The organism is Micromonospora luteifusca, assembly GCF_016907275.1.
Taxonomy (GTDB): domain Bacteria; phylum Actinomycetota; class Actinomycetes; order Mycobacteriales; family Micromonosporaceae; genus Micromonospora; species Micromonospora luteifusca.
The window spans coordinates 5,861,546-5,876,606 of the sequence record NZ_JAFBBP010000001.1; the positions used below are offsets into that span (position 1 = coordinate 5,861,546).

Annotated in this window: 17 protein-coding genes and 1 pseudogene; 13 read left to right on the top strand and 5 right to left on the bottom strand. The window is 66.9% G+C overall.

The window, feature by feature from the left end:
• The first annotated feature begins 2 nt into the window (after positions 1-2).
• The 4 genes and pseudogenes from JOD64_RS26700 to JOD64_RS26715 all read left to right on the top strand — a co-directional run.
• Positions 3-929 carry an N-acetylglucosamine kinase gene (locus JOD64_RS26700; RefSeq protein WP_239561752.1) on the top strand — a complete coding sequence of 309 codons (927 nt, stop codon included), beginning with the start codon at positions 3-5 and terminating at the stop codon, positions 927-929.
• An 86-nt stretch (positions 930-1,015) separates the two neighbouring features.
• The gene (locus JOD64_RS26705; RefSeq protein WP_204944762.1) at positions 1,016-2,170 is read left to right on the top strand and encodes a hypothetical protein; all 1,155 of its coding nucleotides are present in this window, start codon (positions 1,016-1,018) and stop codon (positions 2,168-2,170) included.
• Positions 2,163-2,912, top strand: a complete 750-nt coding sequence (locus tag JOD64_RS26710; RefSeq protein ID WP_204944763.1) for a sugar isomerase domain-containing protein — start codon at positions 2,163-2,165, stop codon at positions 2,910-2,912. Before JOD64_RS26705 ends, JOD64_RS26710 begins: the two co-directional genes overlap by 8 nt.
• A gap of 300 nt (positions 2,913-3,212) precedes the next feature.
• Positions 3,213-3,440: pseudogene (locus JOD64_RS26715) on the top strand (hypothetical protein); the annotation flags it as partial.
• A gap of 62 nt (positions 3,441-3,502) precedes the next feature.
• Here the strand turns inward: JOD64_RS26715 and JOD64_RS26720 are convergent.
• The 5 genes from JOD64_RS26720 to JOD64_RS26735 form a co-directional block, all read right to left on the bottom strand.
• Complete coding sequence (locus tag JOD64_RS26720) at positions 3,503-3,748, bottom strand: hypothetical protein (RefSeq protein ID WP_204944764.1); 246 nt, start codon at positions 3,746-3,748, stop codon at positions 3,503-3,505.
• A gap of 125 nt (positions 3,749-3,873) precedes the next feature.
• The gene (locus JOD64_RS26725; RefSeq protein ID WP_204944765.1) at positions 3,874-4,107 is read right to left on the bottom strand and encodes a DUF8847 domain-containing protein; all 234 of its coding nucleotides are present in this window, start codon (positions 4,105-4,107) and stop codon (positions 3,874-3,876) included.
• Positions 4,107-4,265, bottom strand: a complete 159-nt coding sequence (locus tag JOD64_RS26730) for a hypothetical protein (RefSeq protein WP_204944766.1) — start codon at positions 4,263-4,265, stop codon at positions 4,107-4,109. Before JOD64_RS26730 ends, JOD64_RS26725 begins: the two co-directional genes overlap by 1 nt.
• Before the next feature lie 120 nt (positions 4,266-4,385).
• Positions 4,386-4,751 carry a DUF6745 domain-containing protein gene (locus JOD64_RS34010; protein WP_372434202.1) on the bottom strand — a complete coding sequence of 122 codons (366 nt, stop codon included), beginning with the start codon at positions 4,749-4,751 and terminating at the stop codon, positions 4,386-4,388.
• Positions 4,752-4,791: 40 nt separating this feature from the next.
• Positions 4,792-5,730, bottom strand: a complete 939-nt coding sequence (locus JOD64_RS26735; RefSeq protein ID WP_204944767.1) for a hypothetical protein — start codon at positions 5,728-5,730, stop codon at positions 4,792-4,794.
• 118 nt (positions 5,731-5,848) lie between these two features.
• Between JOD64_RS26735 and JOD64_RS26740 the strand changes: the two genes are divergently transcribed.
• The 9 genes from JOD64_RS26740 (at position 5,849) to JOD64_RS26780 (ending at position 14,988) form a co-directional block, all read left to right on the top strand.
• Positions 5,849-7,063 (top strand): acyl-CoA dehydrogenase family protein, encoded by a 1,215-nt coding sequence (locus JOD64_RS26740; protein ID WP_204944768.1) that lies wholly within the window; start codon positions 5,849-5,851, stop codon positions 7,061-7,063.
• Positions 7,064-7,116: 53 nt separating this feature from the next.
• A complete protein-coding gene (locus tag JOD64_RS26745; RefSeq protein WP_204944769.1) occupies positions 7,117-8,082 on the top strand; it encodes an ATP-binding cassette domain-containing protein in 966 nt (321 codons plus the stop codon).
• Positions 8,066-8,914, top strand: a complete 849-nt coding sequence (locus tag JOD64_RS26750; RefSeq protein ID WP_239561755.1) for an ABC transporter permease — start codon at positions 8,066-8,068, stop codon at positions 8,912-8,914. The genes JOD64_RS26745 and JOD64_RS26750 overlap by 17 nt, the downstream gene beginning before the upstream one ends.
• A gap of 52 nt (positions 8,915-8,966) precedes the next feature.
• Positions 8,967-9,374 carry a DUF6157 family protein gene (locus tag JOD64_RS26755; protein ID WP_204944771.1) on the top strand — a complete coding sequence of 136 codons (408 nt, stop codon included), beginning with the start codon at positions 8,967-8,969 and terminating at the stop codon, positions 9,372-9,374.
• Positions 9,375-9,435: 61 nt separating this feature from the next.
• The gene (locus tag JOD64_RS26760) at positions 9,436-9,801 is read left to right on the top strand and encodes a VOC family protein (protein ID WP_204944772.1); all 366 of its coding nucleotides are present in this window, start codon (positions 9,436-9,438) and stop codon (positions 9,799-9,801) included.
• Between the two features lie 659 nt (positions 9,802-10,460).
• Entirely contained in the window at positions 10,461-11,072 is a 612-nt protein-coding gene (locus JOD64_RS26765) for an SRPBCC family protein (protein WP_204944773.1), read from the top strand.
• 453 nt (positions 11,073-11,525) lie between these two features.
• Complete coding sequence (locus tag JOD64_RS26770) at positions 11,526-12,065, top strand: copper resistance CopC family protein (RefSeq protein WP_204944774.1); 540 nt, start codon at positions 11,526-11,528, stop codon at positions 12,063-12,065.
• 219 nt (positions 12,066-12,284) lie between these two features.
• Positions 12,285-13,787, top strand: a complete 1,503-nt coding sequence (locus tag JOD64_RS26775) for a class I adenylate-forming enzyme family protein (RefSeq protein ID WP_204944775.1) — start codon at positions 12,285-12,287, stop codon at positions 13,785-13,787.
• Positions 13,780-14,988, top strand: a complete 1,209-nt coding sequence (locus tag JOD64_RS26780; protein ID WP_204944776.1) for a type III PLP-dependent enzyme domain-containing protein — start codon at positions 13,780-13,782, stop codon at positions 14,986-14,988. Before JOD64_RS26775 ends, JOD64_RS26780 begins: the two co-directional genes overlap by 8 nt.
• The last annotated feature ends 73 nt before the right edge of the window (positions 14,989-15,061 follow it).

Sequence of the window (15,061 nt, forward strand, 5' to 3'; positions counted from 1 at the left end):
CGATGATCACCATCGACGGTGGCAAGTCCGAGCTTCGGCTTCTGCTCCGTACCCCAACGGGCCGCCACCTCGGTGTCGGCCCAGGCTTCTCCTACCGGCCCGAGGAGGACGGCGTCGGCCGGATCCTGGCCGCAGTTCGTGGCGCCGCGGCGACGATCTCCCTTCCCGCCCGGGTGGCGGGTGTGGTGGCCGGCCTGACCGGCGTACCGGGGGAGCACGCTGAGCGCCGACGTCTCGCCGTCGCCCTCGAGCGGCAGTTCGGCGGCCCGGCCGTGGTGGTGGAGGACAGCATCCTCGCGCACGCCGGCGCTCTCGGCGGTCCCGGCGTGCTGCTGTGTGTCGGGACCGGGACGACCGTGCTCGCGGTGGACGCCGACGGTGACCATGCCCGGCTTGACGGCTGGGGTCCCCACCTCGGTGACCGCGGCAGCGCGTACGCCCTCGGGCTGGCCGGAATGCGCGCCGCGACCGCGTCGTACGACCAGGTCGGGCCGGCGACCGTACTGGTCGAACGCCTCGTCGCGGCGCTCGGCGGCGTCGACCTGGCCTCGCTGCAGCGGTACTACCGGGACCCGGCGATGATCCCGCGTACGGCCGCCTTCGCCCGCGCGGTGATCGACGCGGCCGCCCAGGCCGACCCGGTGGCGGGCCGGATCTGCGTCGAGGCCGCGACCGCTCTCGCCGACGCGGTGCGCGCGGCAACCGATCGGCTCGGTCTCAGCGGCGCAGCCCGCCGGGTGTCCTTCAGCGGACGGCTGCTGACCCCGGGAAACGCCCTCCACCATGCACTGTCGGCCGAACTCGGGGCCAGCGGGCTGCCCCTGGTCACGCCCAGAGCGGAGCCGCTCGATGGCGGTCCGGTGCTGCTCAGCGGCGCCGCCCCCTATGCACGCCTACTGGCGAGCCAGGAATCCGGTGGCGACGCATGAGGGCCGGACACGGGGTGGCACGTCTCGAGGTCGTGCCCGGAGAACCCATGGGTGGGTACGCCGACCGCGCCGACGGCGTCCAGAACGTGCTCGACCCGCTGGAGGTCCATGTCGTGACCTTCGCCGACGAGGACCACCGGTTCGCGCTGGTGGTCGCGGACCTGATCTGCGTCAACGTCGACGTCGTCGACCGGATTCGGACCGCCATGCGCAACGTCGGCGTGCAGTCCTGCTGGGTCGCCGCCACACATACCCACGCGAGCCCCGAGGCGGGCTGCAGCCCCGGCGGCGAGGCCACCCCACGGCACGTCGCCGACCGGCTCGAAGCCGCAACGCTCGTGGCCGTGCGATCCGCCATGGCGTCCGAGCGTGCCGCCCGACTCGACTCCGCCCGCACGCTGGTACCCAAGCTGGCGGGTCACCGCAACATCGCTGACCCGGGTCCCCTGGACATTCCCGTCGACACCATCGTGGTCACCGCAGGTACCAACGTGGTGGGCTTGGTAGTGGTCTCACCGGTCCACCCGACCATCCTTCCCGCCGACAACAACCAGGTGAGCGCCGACCTCAACGGCGGCATCCGCCGGGCACTGTCCACACCTGACAGGTGGGTGGTCGTCGCCACCGGCGCGGCCGGCGACATCAGTACCAGGCACACCCGTCAGGGACGGGGACTCGACGAGGTGGACCGGCTCGGCGCCTGGCTGGCCGACCGGGTCGAACCGGTGTCGCCACGAGTCAGCAGAGGCACCCCGACGCCGGTACGCCCGCCGGTCTCGCGAACAGTGGCGCTTGCGCCGAAACAGCGAGCTGAGCTTCAAGCCGCTGTGCGCCAGGTCCCGCCGCCAAAGAACCAAGACGAACGCATCCACCGGGTTCTGCAACAGGGACTGCGAATCGCGGAGGAACAGGCCGCCCGCCAGCGCACGGAACCGTATGTAATCGACGTAGAGGCGGTGGACCTCGACGGGATCACGATGGTGGCGGTTCCCGGCGAGCTGTTCCTGGAGCTGGGCGAAACGATCCGTTCCGCAGCGGCGGACCAGGCTAGGAAGACTGTGGTACTCGGCTACACGAACGGCTACCTCGGCTACCTGCCCACCCGCGACACGCAACCCTGCTACGAAACCTATGCCAGTCCCGTCACCTCGGGCAGCGGCGAGATCATCGTCGAAGCCGCCGTCGAGACGGCCGTAGAGGCCGTCCGCAACCGTGAACAACCCAGGAGGATCAGTGCCTGAGCCCGCCTACGCCAACATCGCCCGGACCGCACTCGACCAAGTCCTGGCAACACAACTCGACGCCATCGAGGCAGCAGCCGGGCTCGTCGCCGACGCCATCACCGCCGGAGGTGTACTACAGGCGTTCGGGACCGGCCACTCGCGAATCGTCGCCCTCGAGCTCGCGGCGCGCGCCGGCGGGCTCGCCGCCGTCAGCATGCTCGCGGTCAAGGATCTCGTGATGTTCGGTGGCGACGAACCGGGGCCGATCCTTGATCCGACGTACGAGCGCGAGTCCGGCCTGGCCGAGCGGATCTACCACCTCGCCGCGCCCTCCCAGCACGACGCCTTCCTGATCGTTTCCAACTCCGGCATCAACGCCGCCGTCATCGAGATGGCGACGCTGGCCCGCAAGCACGCGCATCCGATCGTGGCGGTCACCTCACTGGCGCACACTCGCTCGGCCGGTGCCCGTTCGACACAGGGACCGCATCTCGCTGACCTGGCGGATGTGGTCATCGACAACCAAGCCCCGGCGGGGGATGCGGCATTGGAGATCAACCCAGGAGTTCGGATAGGGGCGGTTTCGTCGCTCACCGGAGTCCTCATCGCGCAGCTGCTCACGGAACTGATATGCGGTCAGTTGCTGCGCCGCGGCATCGATCCGCCCGTCCACGTGTCCGCGAATCTCGCTCAGGGCGACGCGCACAATCGCGTCCTCTATGAGCGATACCGCGATCAGGTCCGCCCGATTGAACCCTGACCCGCCACGGATGAAGGCCTCCAGGCGTCGGGGGAGAAGGTGAGACCCTCGGTCGAGATGGCCGAGTCGACGTGTGCTGCCAGAGAACACCAAAATAGCCAAGCCGCCAGCGACCCAAAAGGTTGTCTGAGCTGCAACTCCGCTCGCCGGTTCTGTTCGAGGTCGAGTTGGCCTTTCAGCATGTCGTTGACCGACCCGGTCAGCTACCGAATGTTTTGAGTAGGTGCTTGTCCGGGCGTGCGGTGCGTTTGCTACGACCGTCGTAGCAAACGCACCCCACGCCCGGCTGGCTGTCGAGTCCGCCCCGGCTTCGCCAACGACCTCACCCGCCCACAGTTGATCGCGGTGACGGACAACGTCAACCAGTCCAAGGGCGACCAGGACCCCTCCACCTGGCAGCCGTCCCTGTCGTCGTACCGGTGCACCTACAGCAAGATGTGGATCACCGTGAAGTACAGCTGGGGCCTCACCCTGCAGTCCTCGGAAAAGTCGGCCCTGCAGAGCATGCTCAACACCTGTAGCTCCTGACCGCGATCCGGCTTGCGGTCCGCCGGCCCTCGGGTTCGCGGACTTCGAGCCGGGCGCTACGCCTACTGTGGCGGCTGGCGGTCGCCGGACTGCTGGCGCCACTGGCCGCCCGCGTCGGCGGCGAGCAGGCGCTTGACCATGGCGTGGGCCTCGTCCTCGGTGTCGAACTCCCACCGAAGAACCCGGCCGGTTTCGCTGTCGCCGACGCGGGCGGTGACCTTCCACCGGACCTCCTGGGTGAGCCACACATCTCGGCGGCCCATTCGCCCCCAGATCCCGTTCCACCAATGCCCCGCCACGTCCTCCACCAGTCGATCGTACAAATGTTCGATTCATGGTTGGCGCGGGGTGGCGGGTTGACTGGGGCTGTGCCGACCGTGCTGTGGTTCGACAACGGCCGCACGCTTCGGCCTGCCGACCACCCGTTCCGATGTCACTGGGCGTGGGGGAGCGGCCCGTCGTACTGGAAGGTTGGCGGGTCGTCCTCGCCGTCGCAACGCCGATAGCGGTACTGCACGGGTGGGCTGGGCTGATCGCGGACGCCGAGATAGGCGCCGGTCTGCGGCAGGATGAGAACCTGCGGAAGGGACCCGTCCTCGTCGACGTCGATCGGGGTGATGCGGCCGTCGGCGGGTCCGCCGAGCAGCCATGCCTCGACCGCGGGCATCAGCGATTCACCAGCAGCGTGGCGGCGGCCGTGAGCAGCCCCGCGACGGCCGCGATGAGAGCCGCCACCGCGCCGACGAGACCGGTAACACCGGCGAGGTGGTCCGGTGCGGTCTGTGTGTGCGTGCGTCGTGATCGGCCGCGTCCACCCCAAGTCATAGCTGCTCTCCCTCATCAGTCGACGGGACGTCGCGTCGTCCCTGCGGAGGTACTTCAGCAGGCACAGTTCAGCCGCTCAACCCGCAACGGCGCCCATGTTGATAATCCAGCGCCTGTGGATCACAAAATGATCATCACGGGGTGACCGTCGGCCCCTTGGACCGCGGGTCCGTCGTCGCCATGGAGGCGACCCTGCTCGTCAAGCGTGAGCAGGATGGGACGTTCGCTCATCAGGGCGATGTCGGGGAAAGGCCACCAGGGCCCACTGGTAAGCACGACGTCCCGGCATCCCTGCCACGCAGGATCGGCTCCGGCACCAAGGCTGTTGCGGTAGGTATCGATCGCGGCCAGGAGGCTCGGCCATAGATCGCGAAATGCATGTACTCGCGGCGGGCGAGCAGTACCGCCGCAGCGTGCTCGATGCGAGGTAAGCCGGTGGTCGCCGAAATCGCCTTCATCGAGTATGGCAGGCGCCCGTCGCCGCACGGCGTGTCAACAGGCACCGTGAACGTTCGTGGTCATGGCACTAGCTGGCGTTGTACGGCATCGTCGGAAACCAGCCGTGGCCGAACATGGCGGGCAGCCGGACGTCCCAGTAGACGACCATAAACACGCCGAGCGCGATCAGCATGGCGCCGGTTACGGCCGCGGTGTGCTTCGGACGACCGGCGATCCAGTGAACGAACCGGCCCCGAGTGAGGACGATGAGCAAGGCGAACAGCGCAGTCACGAGGACGATGTTGCCCAACGATTGAAGTACGAACGCCCCTGCCCCGTAGAGAGGATTGCCGGTGTCGACTGCCCATTGAAAAAGCTTGTTGAACAGCGGGTACGGCCGTCCGATGAGGAACCCGCCCACCAACGCGCCGAGGGCCACGACCCGGACAGCTGGCCGGCTCGCGAACGGATCCGGCAATATGCCGAGAGAGGCCAGTCCGAGGTAAACGAAGGCCAGCCCGATCAGGCCGAAGACGACACTCGCCTGGATCAGGCGCACGGGCACGCCGCCGACCACGTCGGTGGACAACTGCGGGAGCCGCTCGCCGAGCAGCACGCCGACGAAGCCGTAGGCCGCGGAGACCACCACCATCCCGACGGTGAGCCAGCCGACCGGCCGGAGCAGGGGACGCAGACCCGATGGGGCGTCCTCGCGACCACTGGTCTGGCTCATCGGACCGACAGCGGCCGCCATAGCGATGTTGCAGGCCGTGAAGGTGCCCGCGAGCCCAGAGACGAACGCGAAGGCCAAGCCCGCGAGGGTCCCGCCGATCGAGGTCGCCTTCGCATCGTGACCGAGCAGTGCGTTGGCGACGTTGTCGCCGATCACGTGGTCTACGAATTCGTAGGACCACAGCACCGCTAGCAGGACTCCTGCCGCGACACTACCGAGGGCGATCGATGCGTGAGCCCGGGGCTGAGTGTGTGGACGGATCCGGACGGGAAGCTTCTCCGGGGCGACAGCCATGGCTGATCCTGTGCTGACCGGGTGGGTCGGGAAGGCTCAATAGTGCGCAGCACGGCCTCGCTAGGTCTTCCTACGGTGGCGGCCACGATAGCCACCTACCAGTCGCGAGTGGGGACCCATGACGATGCTCGGAACTCCAGCAGCCACCATCGACGACCCCACGGTCGACACCTCTGCGCACGTCGTCGATGAGATGCTCGCGGCCGTCGTGCCGGTGCTACGCAATTGCACCGCTGACGGCGAGGCTCAGCGGCGTCTGCCCGACTACGCCGCAGCCGCCCTCGTCGAGGCGGGGGCGTTCCAGGTTCAAGTGCCCAAGTCCCTGGGCGGACTTGAGCTCAACCCTCTCCAGGCGACCCGGCTCGTGGAGGAAATCTCGAAGGTCGACCCCAGCGCCGGCTTCCTGGTAGGCAACATGAACAGCCAGGCGTTCGCGATGATGGCCCTGTCGGCTGACGGCGTCGAAGAGGTGTTCGCCGATTCTAAGGCGGTCATCTGCGGCGGCGCTTTCCCGCCGGCGCGGGCGGTCGAGGTGCCCGGCGGCTACCTCGTCTCCGGGCGCGCTCCCTTCGCGTCTGGCGCGCACATCGCTACCTGGGTCACCGCCTACGCGATGCTCTTCGAGGGCGACCAGCCGAAGATGACCCCGCACGGCCCAGTCATGCTGCTCGCCGCAATGGCCCGCGAGGACTGCGAATTGGTCGACAACTGGAACGTGTTGGGTCTGAGGGGAACCGGTAGCCACGACTACGCCTACCACGAGGTCTTCGTCCCGCATACCCGGGTAGCGCCGCTGACTCTGGGGGAGCCCAACCGCTACTTCTCGGGCCCGCTCTACAGATCGCGTCTGTGGTCAGGACACCCGGCGTTCGCGGCCACCGCGCTGGGGGTGGCGCGAGCCAGCCTCGACGAAGCCACGTCGCTGGTGCGAACCAAGAAGGGCAACTTCATGATGGAGGTGCTCGGCGACAGCCCCTCGATCCAGCGCCAGCTCGGCAAGGCCGAGGCGCGCTACCGGGCGTCTCGGGCCTACCTCTACGACACAGTCGACCAGCTCTGGCAGCACCAACTCACCGGGGAGTTCGTCAACACCGAACACGGCATCTCGATGCAGCTCGCTGCCTGCTACGTGATCGAAACCGCCCGCGAGATCAGCGAGATCGTCCACGAGATCGCCGGGTCGACAGGGTTCCAGGAGTCCAGCCCGTTGGAGAAGTACTTCCGCGACGCTCACACGATCAGCCAGCATGCCTTCGCCTCACAGACCCGCTACGAGTCCGCAGCCAAGGCCATGCTCGGCAAGCAGAATGACTGGCTGTTCTTCCAGCTCTGATCACCCGACCGACCGACCAGCCAGCCAGGGCTCCCCTCGACAGCGAGGACGATATGACGATTCCGGCCATTCTTGCCGAGAACCTGGGACGTACCTTCGGCGACAAGGTCGCCATCAATAACGTCAACCTCAAGATCCCCTCCGGAGAGGTGTACGGACTTCTGGGGCCCAACGGTGCCGGAAAGTCGACCATCGTCCGCATCCTGTGCACACTGCTCATGCCTACCCAGGGGCGGGCGCGCGTCGCCGGCTACGACGTCGCCACCGACCCGATGGCCGTGCGCCTGCGCATCGGCGCCGCACTGCAGTCGACCGCCATCGACGGGTTGCAGACTGGCCGGGAGATGTTGGCGCTGCAGGCACAGCTGTACGGCATCTCGTCGGTGGTCGCCCAGAAGCGGATCGCGGAGCTCGAGGCGCTCGTGGATCTGGGCAAGGACTTCGACAAGAGGGTCTCGACCTACTCGGGCGGTATGAAGCGTCGACTCGACATTGCCATCGCCATGCTGCACCGCCCGCCGATGCTGTTCCTCGACGAGCCGACGACAGGCCTGGACCCGCGCAGCCGCCAGCAGATGTGGGACGAAGTGCGACGACTCAACAAGGAGTTGGGCGTCACCATCCTGCTGACGACCCAGTATCTCGAGGAGGCGGACTCTCTGGCCCACCGCATCGGGATCATCAACAACGGTGGTGTGGTCTCCGAAGGCAGCCCGCGGGAGCTGAAACGCCTGGTCCGCGACGACATCGTCGTAGCGAACGTTCAGGGCGACGCCGTCTCCGTGGAATCCCGCTTGGCTGACATCCGAGGTGTCAAGTCTCTGACGGTCACCGGCGATCGCATAGAGGCCCGCGTCTCCGACGGCGCCCAGGCCATCGGCTCGGTAGCGATCGGGATCCAGCAGGCCGGCTTGACCCTCAACGACATCACGCTGCGCACGCCCACCCTGGACGATGTGTTCATGGAGCTCACGGGCGCCCACATGAACAAGGAGGTTGGGCATGAGCCTGTCCGCTGACGCGTCGCCCGGCGTCGCGAGCAACGTGGACGCCGAGCAGTTCGGCGTGGACCCGGAGTTGCGGCCGCGCGACCAGTCGTTCATCCGAGACGTCCTGATCATTGCCCGTCGCTCGATCCGACAGTTGCCCCGCGAACCCGAGGCCGTGTTTCCGGCGCTGCTGATTCCAGTCTTCTTCATGGCGGTGAACATCGGTTCCCTGGAAAAGCTGACCGAGTCGGCTCTCGCCATCGACTACAAAGCGTTCCAGTTGCCCGTCGGCATTGTTTTCGCGGTGACCGGCATCAGTCGCGGCGCTTCGTTGGTCGCTGACCTGAACTCCGGGTACTTCGACCGATTGCTCATGACACCGGTTTCGCGCCTGGCGCTGCTGATCGGCACCATGGCCGCCGACTTCGTCCTCGTCGCCCTAATGACGCTACCCGTTCTCTGCCTCGGCTTCATCGTCGGCGTCGGGTTCCACAACGGTGTGCTCGGCTTCCTGGTCTTCGTCGGCATCTCCGCACTGTGGGGCATGGTGTTCCCCGGATTCACCTACGCCATCGCCTTCAAGACCGCGAGCCCGGCCGCGGTCGCCTCGGCCACCATCCTGTTCTTCCCCTTCGCCTTCCTCACCACCACCTTTCTTCCGAAGGATCAACTCAACGGCACCTTGGACGCAGTGGCCACGGTCAACCCCGTGACCTATATTTTGGAGGCCCTGCGCAGCCTGCTCACCGAGGACTGGAACATGTCCGCAATCGGTCCGGCCTTGCTGGCGATCGGCGTCGTCGGGATACTGAGCATCGGTCTGGCCCTCACCGCTCTCAAGGGCAGAGTCAGCCGCAACTGAGCCCGGGGCGGGGGTTCAGGCAGGCAATGCACGCAGCACCAAAGGAGACGTCGTGAATTATATTCAGACATTCATCGCGGTGGCGGAGGACTGCAAAGTCGATCACGCGAAGGTGCCCGCATCCCGCGGGTCGTCCAAGACGGTGGCCGAGATCCAGTACGAGATGCTGTCGGAGCACCCGTTCACGTACACCCAAGAGGACGTGCTGTTCGAGTCCTGGTTCGCCCGCCAAGGGTTGGACGTCAGTGAGGAGGAGAAGGCTGACCTGCGCGCGCAGTTCTTCTCCAAAGAGCAGCCCTGTCTGCGAACCTCACCGCTGACACGAACGCACGGGTGGGGGATGGTGTTCGACGAGGATGGGCGCGTCGCCCTCTGTGCGATGGACTCGCCTGAGTACACCGACTATCTCAAGGCCGACGACCGCAAGGTGATCAGAGCCCTCCGTACCAAGCGCGCTTGATCTCCGAGCGCATCCTGCTCTCGGCTCCCTTCAACAACCGACCTCAGGAGGTCACCGCTTCATGATCGCCACGTACACCGGCACCACGCTGGACTGCGCCGACCACACTGCTCTGGCGGGCTTTTACGGTCAGGTTCTGGGCTGGGACATTGTTCACAGTGATGAGGGCTCGACCTACCTGGCGAGCAGCACAGGCGCAAGGCTGGGCTTCCAGAAGGTGGAGAACTTCGTCGCGCCCGCGTGGCCGGACGGCAAGGTTCCCCAGCAGAGCCACCTCGATCTGGAGGTAACCGACCTCGACGAGGCGGAGAAGAAGTTGGTCGAGCTGGGCGCCACCAAGGCCGAGCACCAGCCAGGTGGCGACTACTGGCGGGTGTTCCTCGACCCGGCGGGTCACCCGTTCTGCATCGCCCTGCCGATGGGCTGACACGCCCCAACGTCAGCCTTCGCGACGACCCCCCGACCTTGTGGTCGGGGGGTCGTCGCATGTGCTCACGCTCTTGAACCGTGAATAGATGAGCGGCGTCAGCACCATGACGGGGCCTCGTCCAGACCGCCTCTCGACGGCAGGGCCGAGTTCGAGGCCTCGTAGGGAGGCCGACGCGCCGGGCTGGCCCTCTACCAGCAGCGGCACGCTGTCGCGTGCGGCATCAACCAGCTCAAACAGCACCGCGCCATGGCCACCTGGCACGACAAACTCGCCGTCCGCTACGAAACTACCCTCACCAACGCCGCCATCAACCAATGGCTGCGCGCCTTACGAAACACGGCCTAGCTGACGGGCCCGATATGAACTGTCGAGCCTGACCGGCCCTACCTCCGGTTCGTGCGGCTGCCTCTCGCCCGCCAGGGCGGATGTTGGCTCACGGCCACTACGGCAGTCCGCCGCGTCGCGCGCTGACGCCTCATGAAACGCGGGAACCCGCGGTCGGACGCATGCTCGATGAAGGACTCGGCCACCCAAGTCCCGCAGATGTCGGCCGGCGTCGCTTCCCGAGCGGTTCCCGCGCCTCGGCGCGCTCACTGGATCCTGAGCCCACACGCCGGGAACCATGCGGATTCACCCGATCTTTCACGATGCCGGTCGTGTTCGCATCCTATGGCTGGATGTTCCATGCCCACTGCCCGCATCCTCGCCCGGAAAGTCTCCGTTTGATACGTGCGGTCTCGTGTTGCCTGCGGCCGCGCGGCTGGCTCGTGCCCGACCGCGCCCGACTCACCTACAGATACTCAAGGAAAGCCATGGCTCACCGAACGTTCGTCGATCACATCGAGGTTCTAACCACGCCCAGCACCATCTTCCACGTCTACTCTCAGGTGGAAAAATGGCGGGAGTGGGATCACAGCATCCAATACTCGCACGTCGGCACATTTAAGTCCGGTGGTCGCGGCGTCCTCAAATCGAAAAATGGCCCGAAATCCAAAATGGAGCTGCTTGAGGTCACCGACGGCGCGTCCTTCACGACGAAGTTCGGACTGCCGATGTGTGAGATGCGGCTGAAGTACGAGCTCCAGCCCGTCGGCGAGCGCAGGACCGAGGTCACCCACAGCGTCACGTTCGACGGCAAGCTAGCTGCTGTATTCGCGCTGCTGTTCGGCCGTGAAGTCCGCAAAGGGCTGCCGGCAGGGCTGCGTCGGCTGAAGTCGATCTCGGAGGGCGAATTCGACAGACAGTCGTCCCGCGGTGCGTCAACATGACGGGGGAGCGGTGCGGAAGCCCGTTCGTTGACGGAACCGCGCATGTCTTGATCACGGTCCCGGATAGCCGGCGGTAGCGCCAACCATTCCCTTTGACATGCCGACCGGGCTCGATGATCGAGGCCCCGAGCGCCGCGTGACCATCAGGAATGTGTCGTCGAGCGACGCAAGCGGCCCTGGGGCATGCCGCCAGCAGCCCGCGGGACCGGGCTGCACCTGTCGACTCCCTGCCTGTCGCCTACCGCCGGAACGGCCCTCTCGCCCCTCCTCGTCCGCCGCTCACGAGCCGCCGAAAAGCCAGGCGCATCGGCATAACGGTCTCGGCTACCGATGCCAGCGGTGGGTCCTCGTCGTGGCCTCCGATGGATACCGTGAAGCCTCGTCGCGTTGCCGGGGGTGTTCATGAAGCGTCAGCTCGGGGTCCTCGCTTCGATGCGCGCTGCAGGTCTAGGCGTGATCGTCGCGGCCCTAGTGGTCCTTCAGGCCGCGAGCCCAGCGCAGGCGCACAACGAGCTGAAGGAGAGCAGCCCCGCGAAGGGCTCCCGTCTGATATCCGCGCCCCCGCAGGTCGAGTTGGTCTTCGCCGAACGGCTCGATGCTCGATATACGTCGGTGCGGGTAACCGACGCCAAGGCGAAGGCGGTGGTCAGCGGGGCACCGGTCATCACCGGAACGCGTGCCAAGCAGGCCCTCCGGGCCGGGTTGGGTGCGGGCACGTACACGGTGGCCTATCGGGTGGTGTCCGTCGACGGGCATCCGGTGGCAGGTTCCTTCACGTTCGCCGTCATCGGCTCGTCTCCTGCCAAATCCGAATCCGTGACGCCCGGCCCTACTGCCAGCGCCACCGACGCCACGACGGCACCGACCGCTACCCATCAGCCCAAGCCTGCGGGCGCTCTGGACGGTGCCGGTGGGGTCGGGCTGGCGCTGTTGGCACTGATCGCCGCTGGCGGCGGGCTTCTCTGGCGAGCGAAGCGGACGCGCAGGAAGTAGCTCGTCCGGTTTCCACCGGAAACTTCGACATCAGCGGGCGGGTGTTCAGGCAATGCCAGCCGGCACACCTGCGGCGAGCCGCACGGGGCAAACGCGATCATGGCCTGCTCAACGTTGAGCACGGTGTTGAGCCGGACCCGCATACCGTCGACGACGGGCAGACGGCCCGTACCGCGCCGGCAGACGGGAGCTGGAATGGACTCGCCACGCTCGACGTTGGTGCATCACCTGCTCGACGAGCGAGCCTCGCTCACCCCCGATGCCATCGCCGTCGTGCACGGTCCGGAGAGCTGGACGTATGCGCACGTGAGGCAGGCCAGCACCGTCTACGCGCACTGGTTGAAGTCGCGCGGAGTCACGCGCGGCGACCGGGTCGTCATCGCAGCATCACGGGCCTCGAATACGGTGGCGCTCATCTACGCGATCTCGCGACTCGGCGCGCTGTACGTCATCGTCGACGAGAAGCTCGGATCGTTCGTCCTGCGCCAGATAGCCGACGACTGCGAACCCCGACTCGTCGTCGTCAACGGAACACCCCCACCCGGCGTACGGGATGCGTTCGGCGAATGCGTCGAGATACCGGAGTGGCGGACGCTGACGGACAGTGGGCCGCTTCCCGCTGGACCATGCCTGTCCGTCGATCCGGTAAGCCTCATCTACACCTCCGGCAGCACCGCTGCGCCGAAGGCGGTTGTCTGCGCCCATCGCGAGGTCATCTTCTCGGTGCGGGCCATCCAGGGCCGCCTCGGATACCGCAACGACGACACAGTCTTCTGCTGCCTGCCTCTGTCCTTCGACTACGGCCTGTACCAGGCTTATCTCGCATGCGTCTCGGGGTCTGCGCTGGTGCTCGGCGACGCGGGCGCCGCAGGTCCGCCACTGTTGACAGCGCTGCTGCACCACCGGGCGACGATCCTGCCTGCCCTTCCCACCCTGGCCACCATTCTGGTCATGCTGCTGGGTCGCTCGGGCAAGTCCGCTCCGAACCTGCGGATGGTGACCAACACCGGAGCGGCACTGTCGCCGGCTCTGACTCAACAGCTGCGCACCCTTTTACCGCAGGCGACGGTAGTGCCGATGTTCGGCCTCACCGAGTGCAAGCGGGTCACGATCGCACCGGTCGACGACGCCGAGGTGCCGGTGGGGTCCGCCGGAACCGCCCTGCCCGACACAGAGATCTTCGTCGTCGACGAGAATGACCACAGGCTACCGCCAGGGGAAGTCGGGCAGCTCGTGGTTCGCGGGCCCAATGTCATGTCGGGATACTGGCGGGCGCCGGCTGAGACAGCGCGCCGGTTCCGCGTCGACGAGTTCGGTGTGCGATCGCTGTACACCGGCGACCAGTGCCGCATCGACGCCAAGGGCCATCTCTACTTCGTCGGCCGCCAGGACGAGGTGTACAAGCAGCAGGGCATTCGAATAAGCGCCGCGCAGGTGGAGGCGGCCGCTCTGGACATCACGGGAATCAACGGCGCTGCCCTGCTGCCACCCCACGGCGACCGAGGCGCCCTGCTCGTGGTCACCGGCAAGCTCAACGCAGAGACGGTCCTGACCGAACTGCGAGAGCGACTGGGGCGTGCCCGCCTGCCCCAGGATTGCCGGGTGCTTGACACGCTGCCCGTACGTGCCAACGGGAAGATCGACAAGAGGGCCCTGCTCGAGACGTTCGACGCTCTCATCCCTGTTGGCGCCACGACCCATAACGGCCAACGCCATGACTGACGCCACGCTGGCCGCTCGCTTCGGCACACCCCTGTACGTGTACGACCAGGCGGAGATCCGGGCAGCCCACGCCGCCTTGACCGCGGCGCTACCGACGCCAAGCCGCCTCTACTACTCGCTGAAAGCCAATCCTCACCCGCACGTCGCCGCCACGCTCGCGGCACTCGGCTGCCATGCGGAGGTCAGCTCCAGCGGGGAGCTCACCGCCGCACTGGAAGCCCACTTCGAGCCGGAACGAATCATGGTCACCGGGCCCGGCAAGGCAGACGGCACCCTCGACATCGCCATGCGCCACGGCGTCCACCGCTTCTCCGCCGAGTCACCGACCGATCTGCAACGGATCGGCCTCGCGGCCACGCGGGCAGGAGTGGTGGCGCAGTGTCTTCTACGCGTCAACGCCGACCGCGTGGTCACCGGGATGGGTCTGTCGATGACGGGTCGCGCCTCGCAGTTCGGCGTCGACGCGTCGTGGGTCGCGGCGAAACCTGCGGAGTTTCGGGCACCGGGAACCCAGGTGACCGGACTTCACCTCTACATGGGAACGAACATCCCCCACACCGACCGCCTGATCGAACAATTCCGTACGAGCGTCACCCTGGCCGCGGACCTCAAAGGCGCGCTGGACGTGTCGGAGATCGACCTGGGCGGCGGTTTCGCCGCTCCCTACGCGCACCGGGGCGCCCGGCCGGACTATCCCGATCTCGCCGATCGGCTGACTGACCTTCTCGACGATCACCTGTCAGGCTGGCGGTCGTCGGCACCACTGGTGTCGTTCGAAGCCGGCCGCTTTCTGGTCGCCACGAGCGGCACCCTTTTCTGTACCGTCCTCGACGTCAAGCCTTCCAAGGGCCGAACGTTCGTCGTGTTGGACTCCGGCGTTCACCACCTCGGTGGGATGTCCGGGCTACGCCGCCTGCCCCGGGTGATACCCGACCTCCTGACCACTGACATCCGTGGCGTCGAGCGCGACTGCGTACTCGTCGGGCCGCTGTGCACGCCGTTGGATACCTGGAGCGACGGTGTCGCACTCCCAGCGGTGCGCCGAGGCGACCTCGTCGCGGTACCCAACGTCGGCGCCTACGGACTGACAGCCAGCCTGGTTGCCTTTCTCGGTCATCCGGCCGCCACGGAGGTTGTGGTCGATGGCGACCGGCTGATCTCGGCGAGCCGGCTCACCCTGCAGCGCATCGCGGTCGCGTAGACCGGTAGACCGATGCATTCACGGAGAGGGTAGGACACTGAACGAGAGCTTCGTCGCCGTCCTCCGGCGGCAC

What these genes read in the sequence shown, in the direction of transcription:
- JOD64_RS26700 (WP_239561752.1), top strand. Translation starts at nt 3, where the DNA reads ATGATCACCATCGACGGTGGCAAGTCCGAGCTTCGGCTTCTGCTCCGT.
- JOD64_RS26725 (WP_204944765.1), bottom strand. Translation starts at nt 4,107, where the DNA reads ATGCCCGCGGTCGAGGCATGGCTGCTCGGCGGACCCGCCGACGGCCGC.
- JOD64_RS26730 (WP_204944766.1), bottom strand. Translation starts at nt 4,265, where the DNA reads ATGACTTGGGGTGGACGCGGCCGATCACGACGCACGCACACACAGACC.
- JOD64_RS26735 (WP_204944767.1), bottom strand. Translation starts at nt 5,730, where the DNA reads ATGGCTGTCGCCCCGGAGAAGCTTCCCGTCCGGATCCGTCCACACACT.
- JOD64_RS26740 (WP_204944768.1), top strand. Translation starts at nt 5,849, where the DNA reads ATGACGATGCTCGGAACTCCAGCAGCCACCATCGACGACCCCACGGTC.
- JOD64_RS26745 (WP_204944769.1), top strand. Translation starts at nt 7,117, where the DNA reads ATGACGATTCCGGCCATTCTTGCCGAGAACCTGGGACGTACCTTCGGC.
- JOD64_RS26750 (WP_239561755.1), top strand. Translation starts at nt 8,066, where the DNA reads ATGAGCCTGTCCGCTGACGCGTCGCCCGGCGTCGCGAGCAACGTGGAC.
- JOD64_RS26760 (WP_204944772.1), top strand. Translation starts at nt 9,436, where the DNA reads ATGATCGCCACGTACACCGGCACCACGCTGGACTGCGCCGACCACACT.
- JOD64_RS26780 (WP_204944776.1), top strand. Translation starts at nt 13,780, where the DNA reads ATGACTGACGCCACGCTGGCCGCTCGCTTCGGCACACCCCTGTACGTG.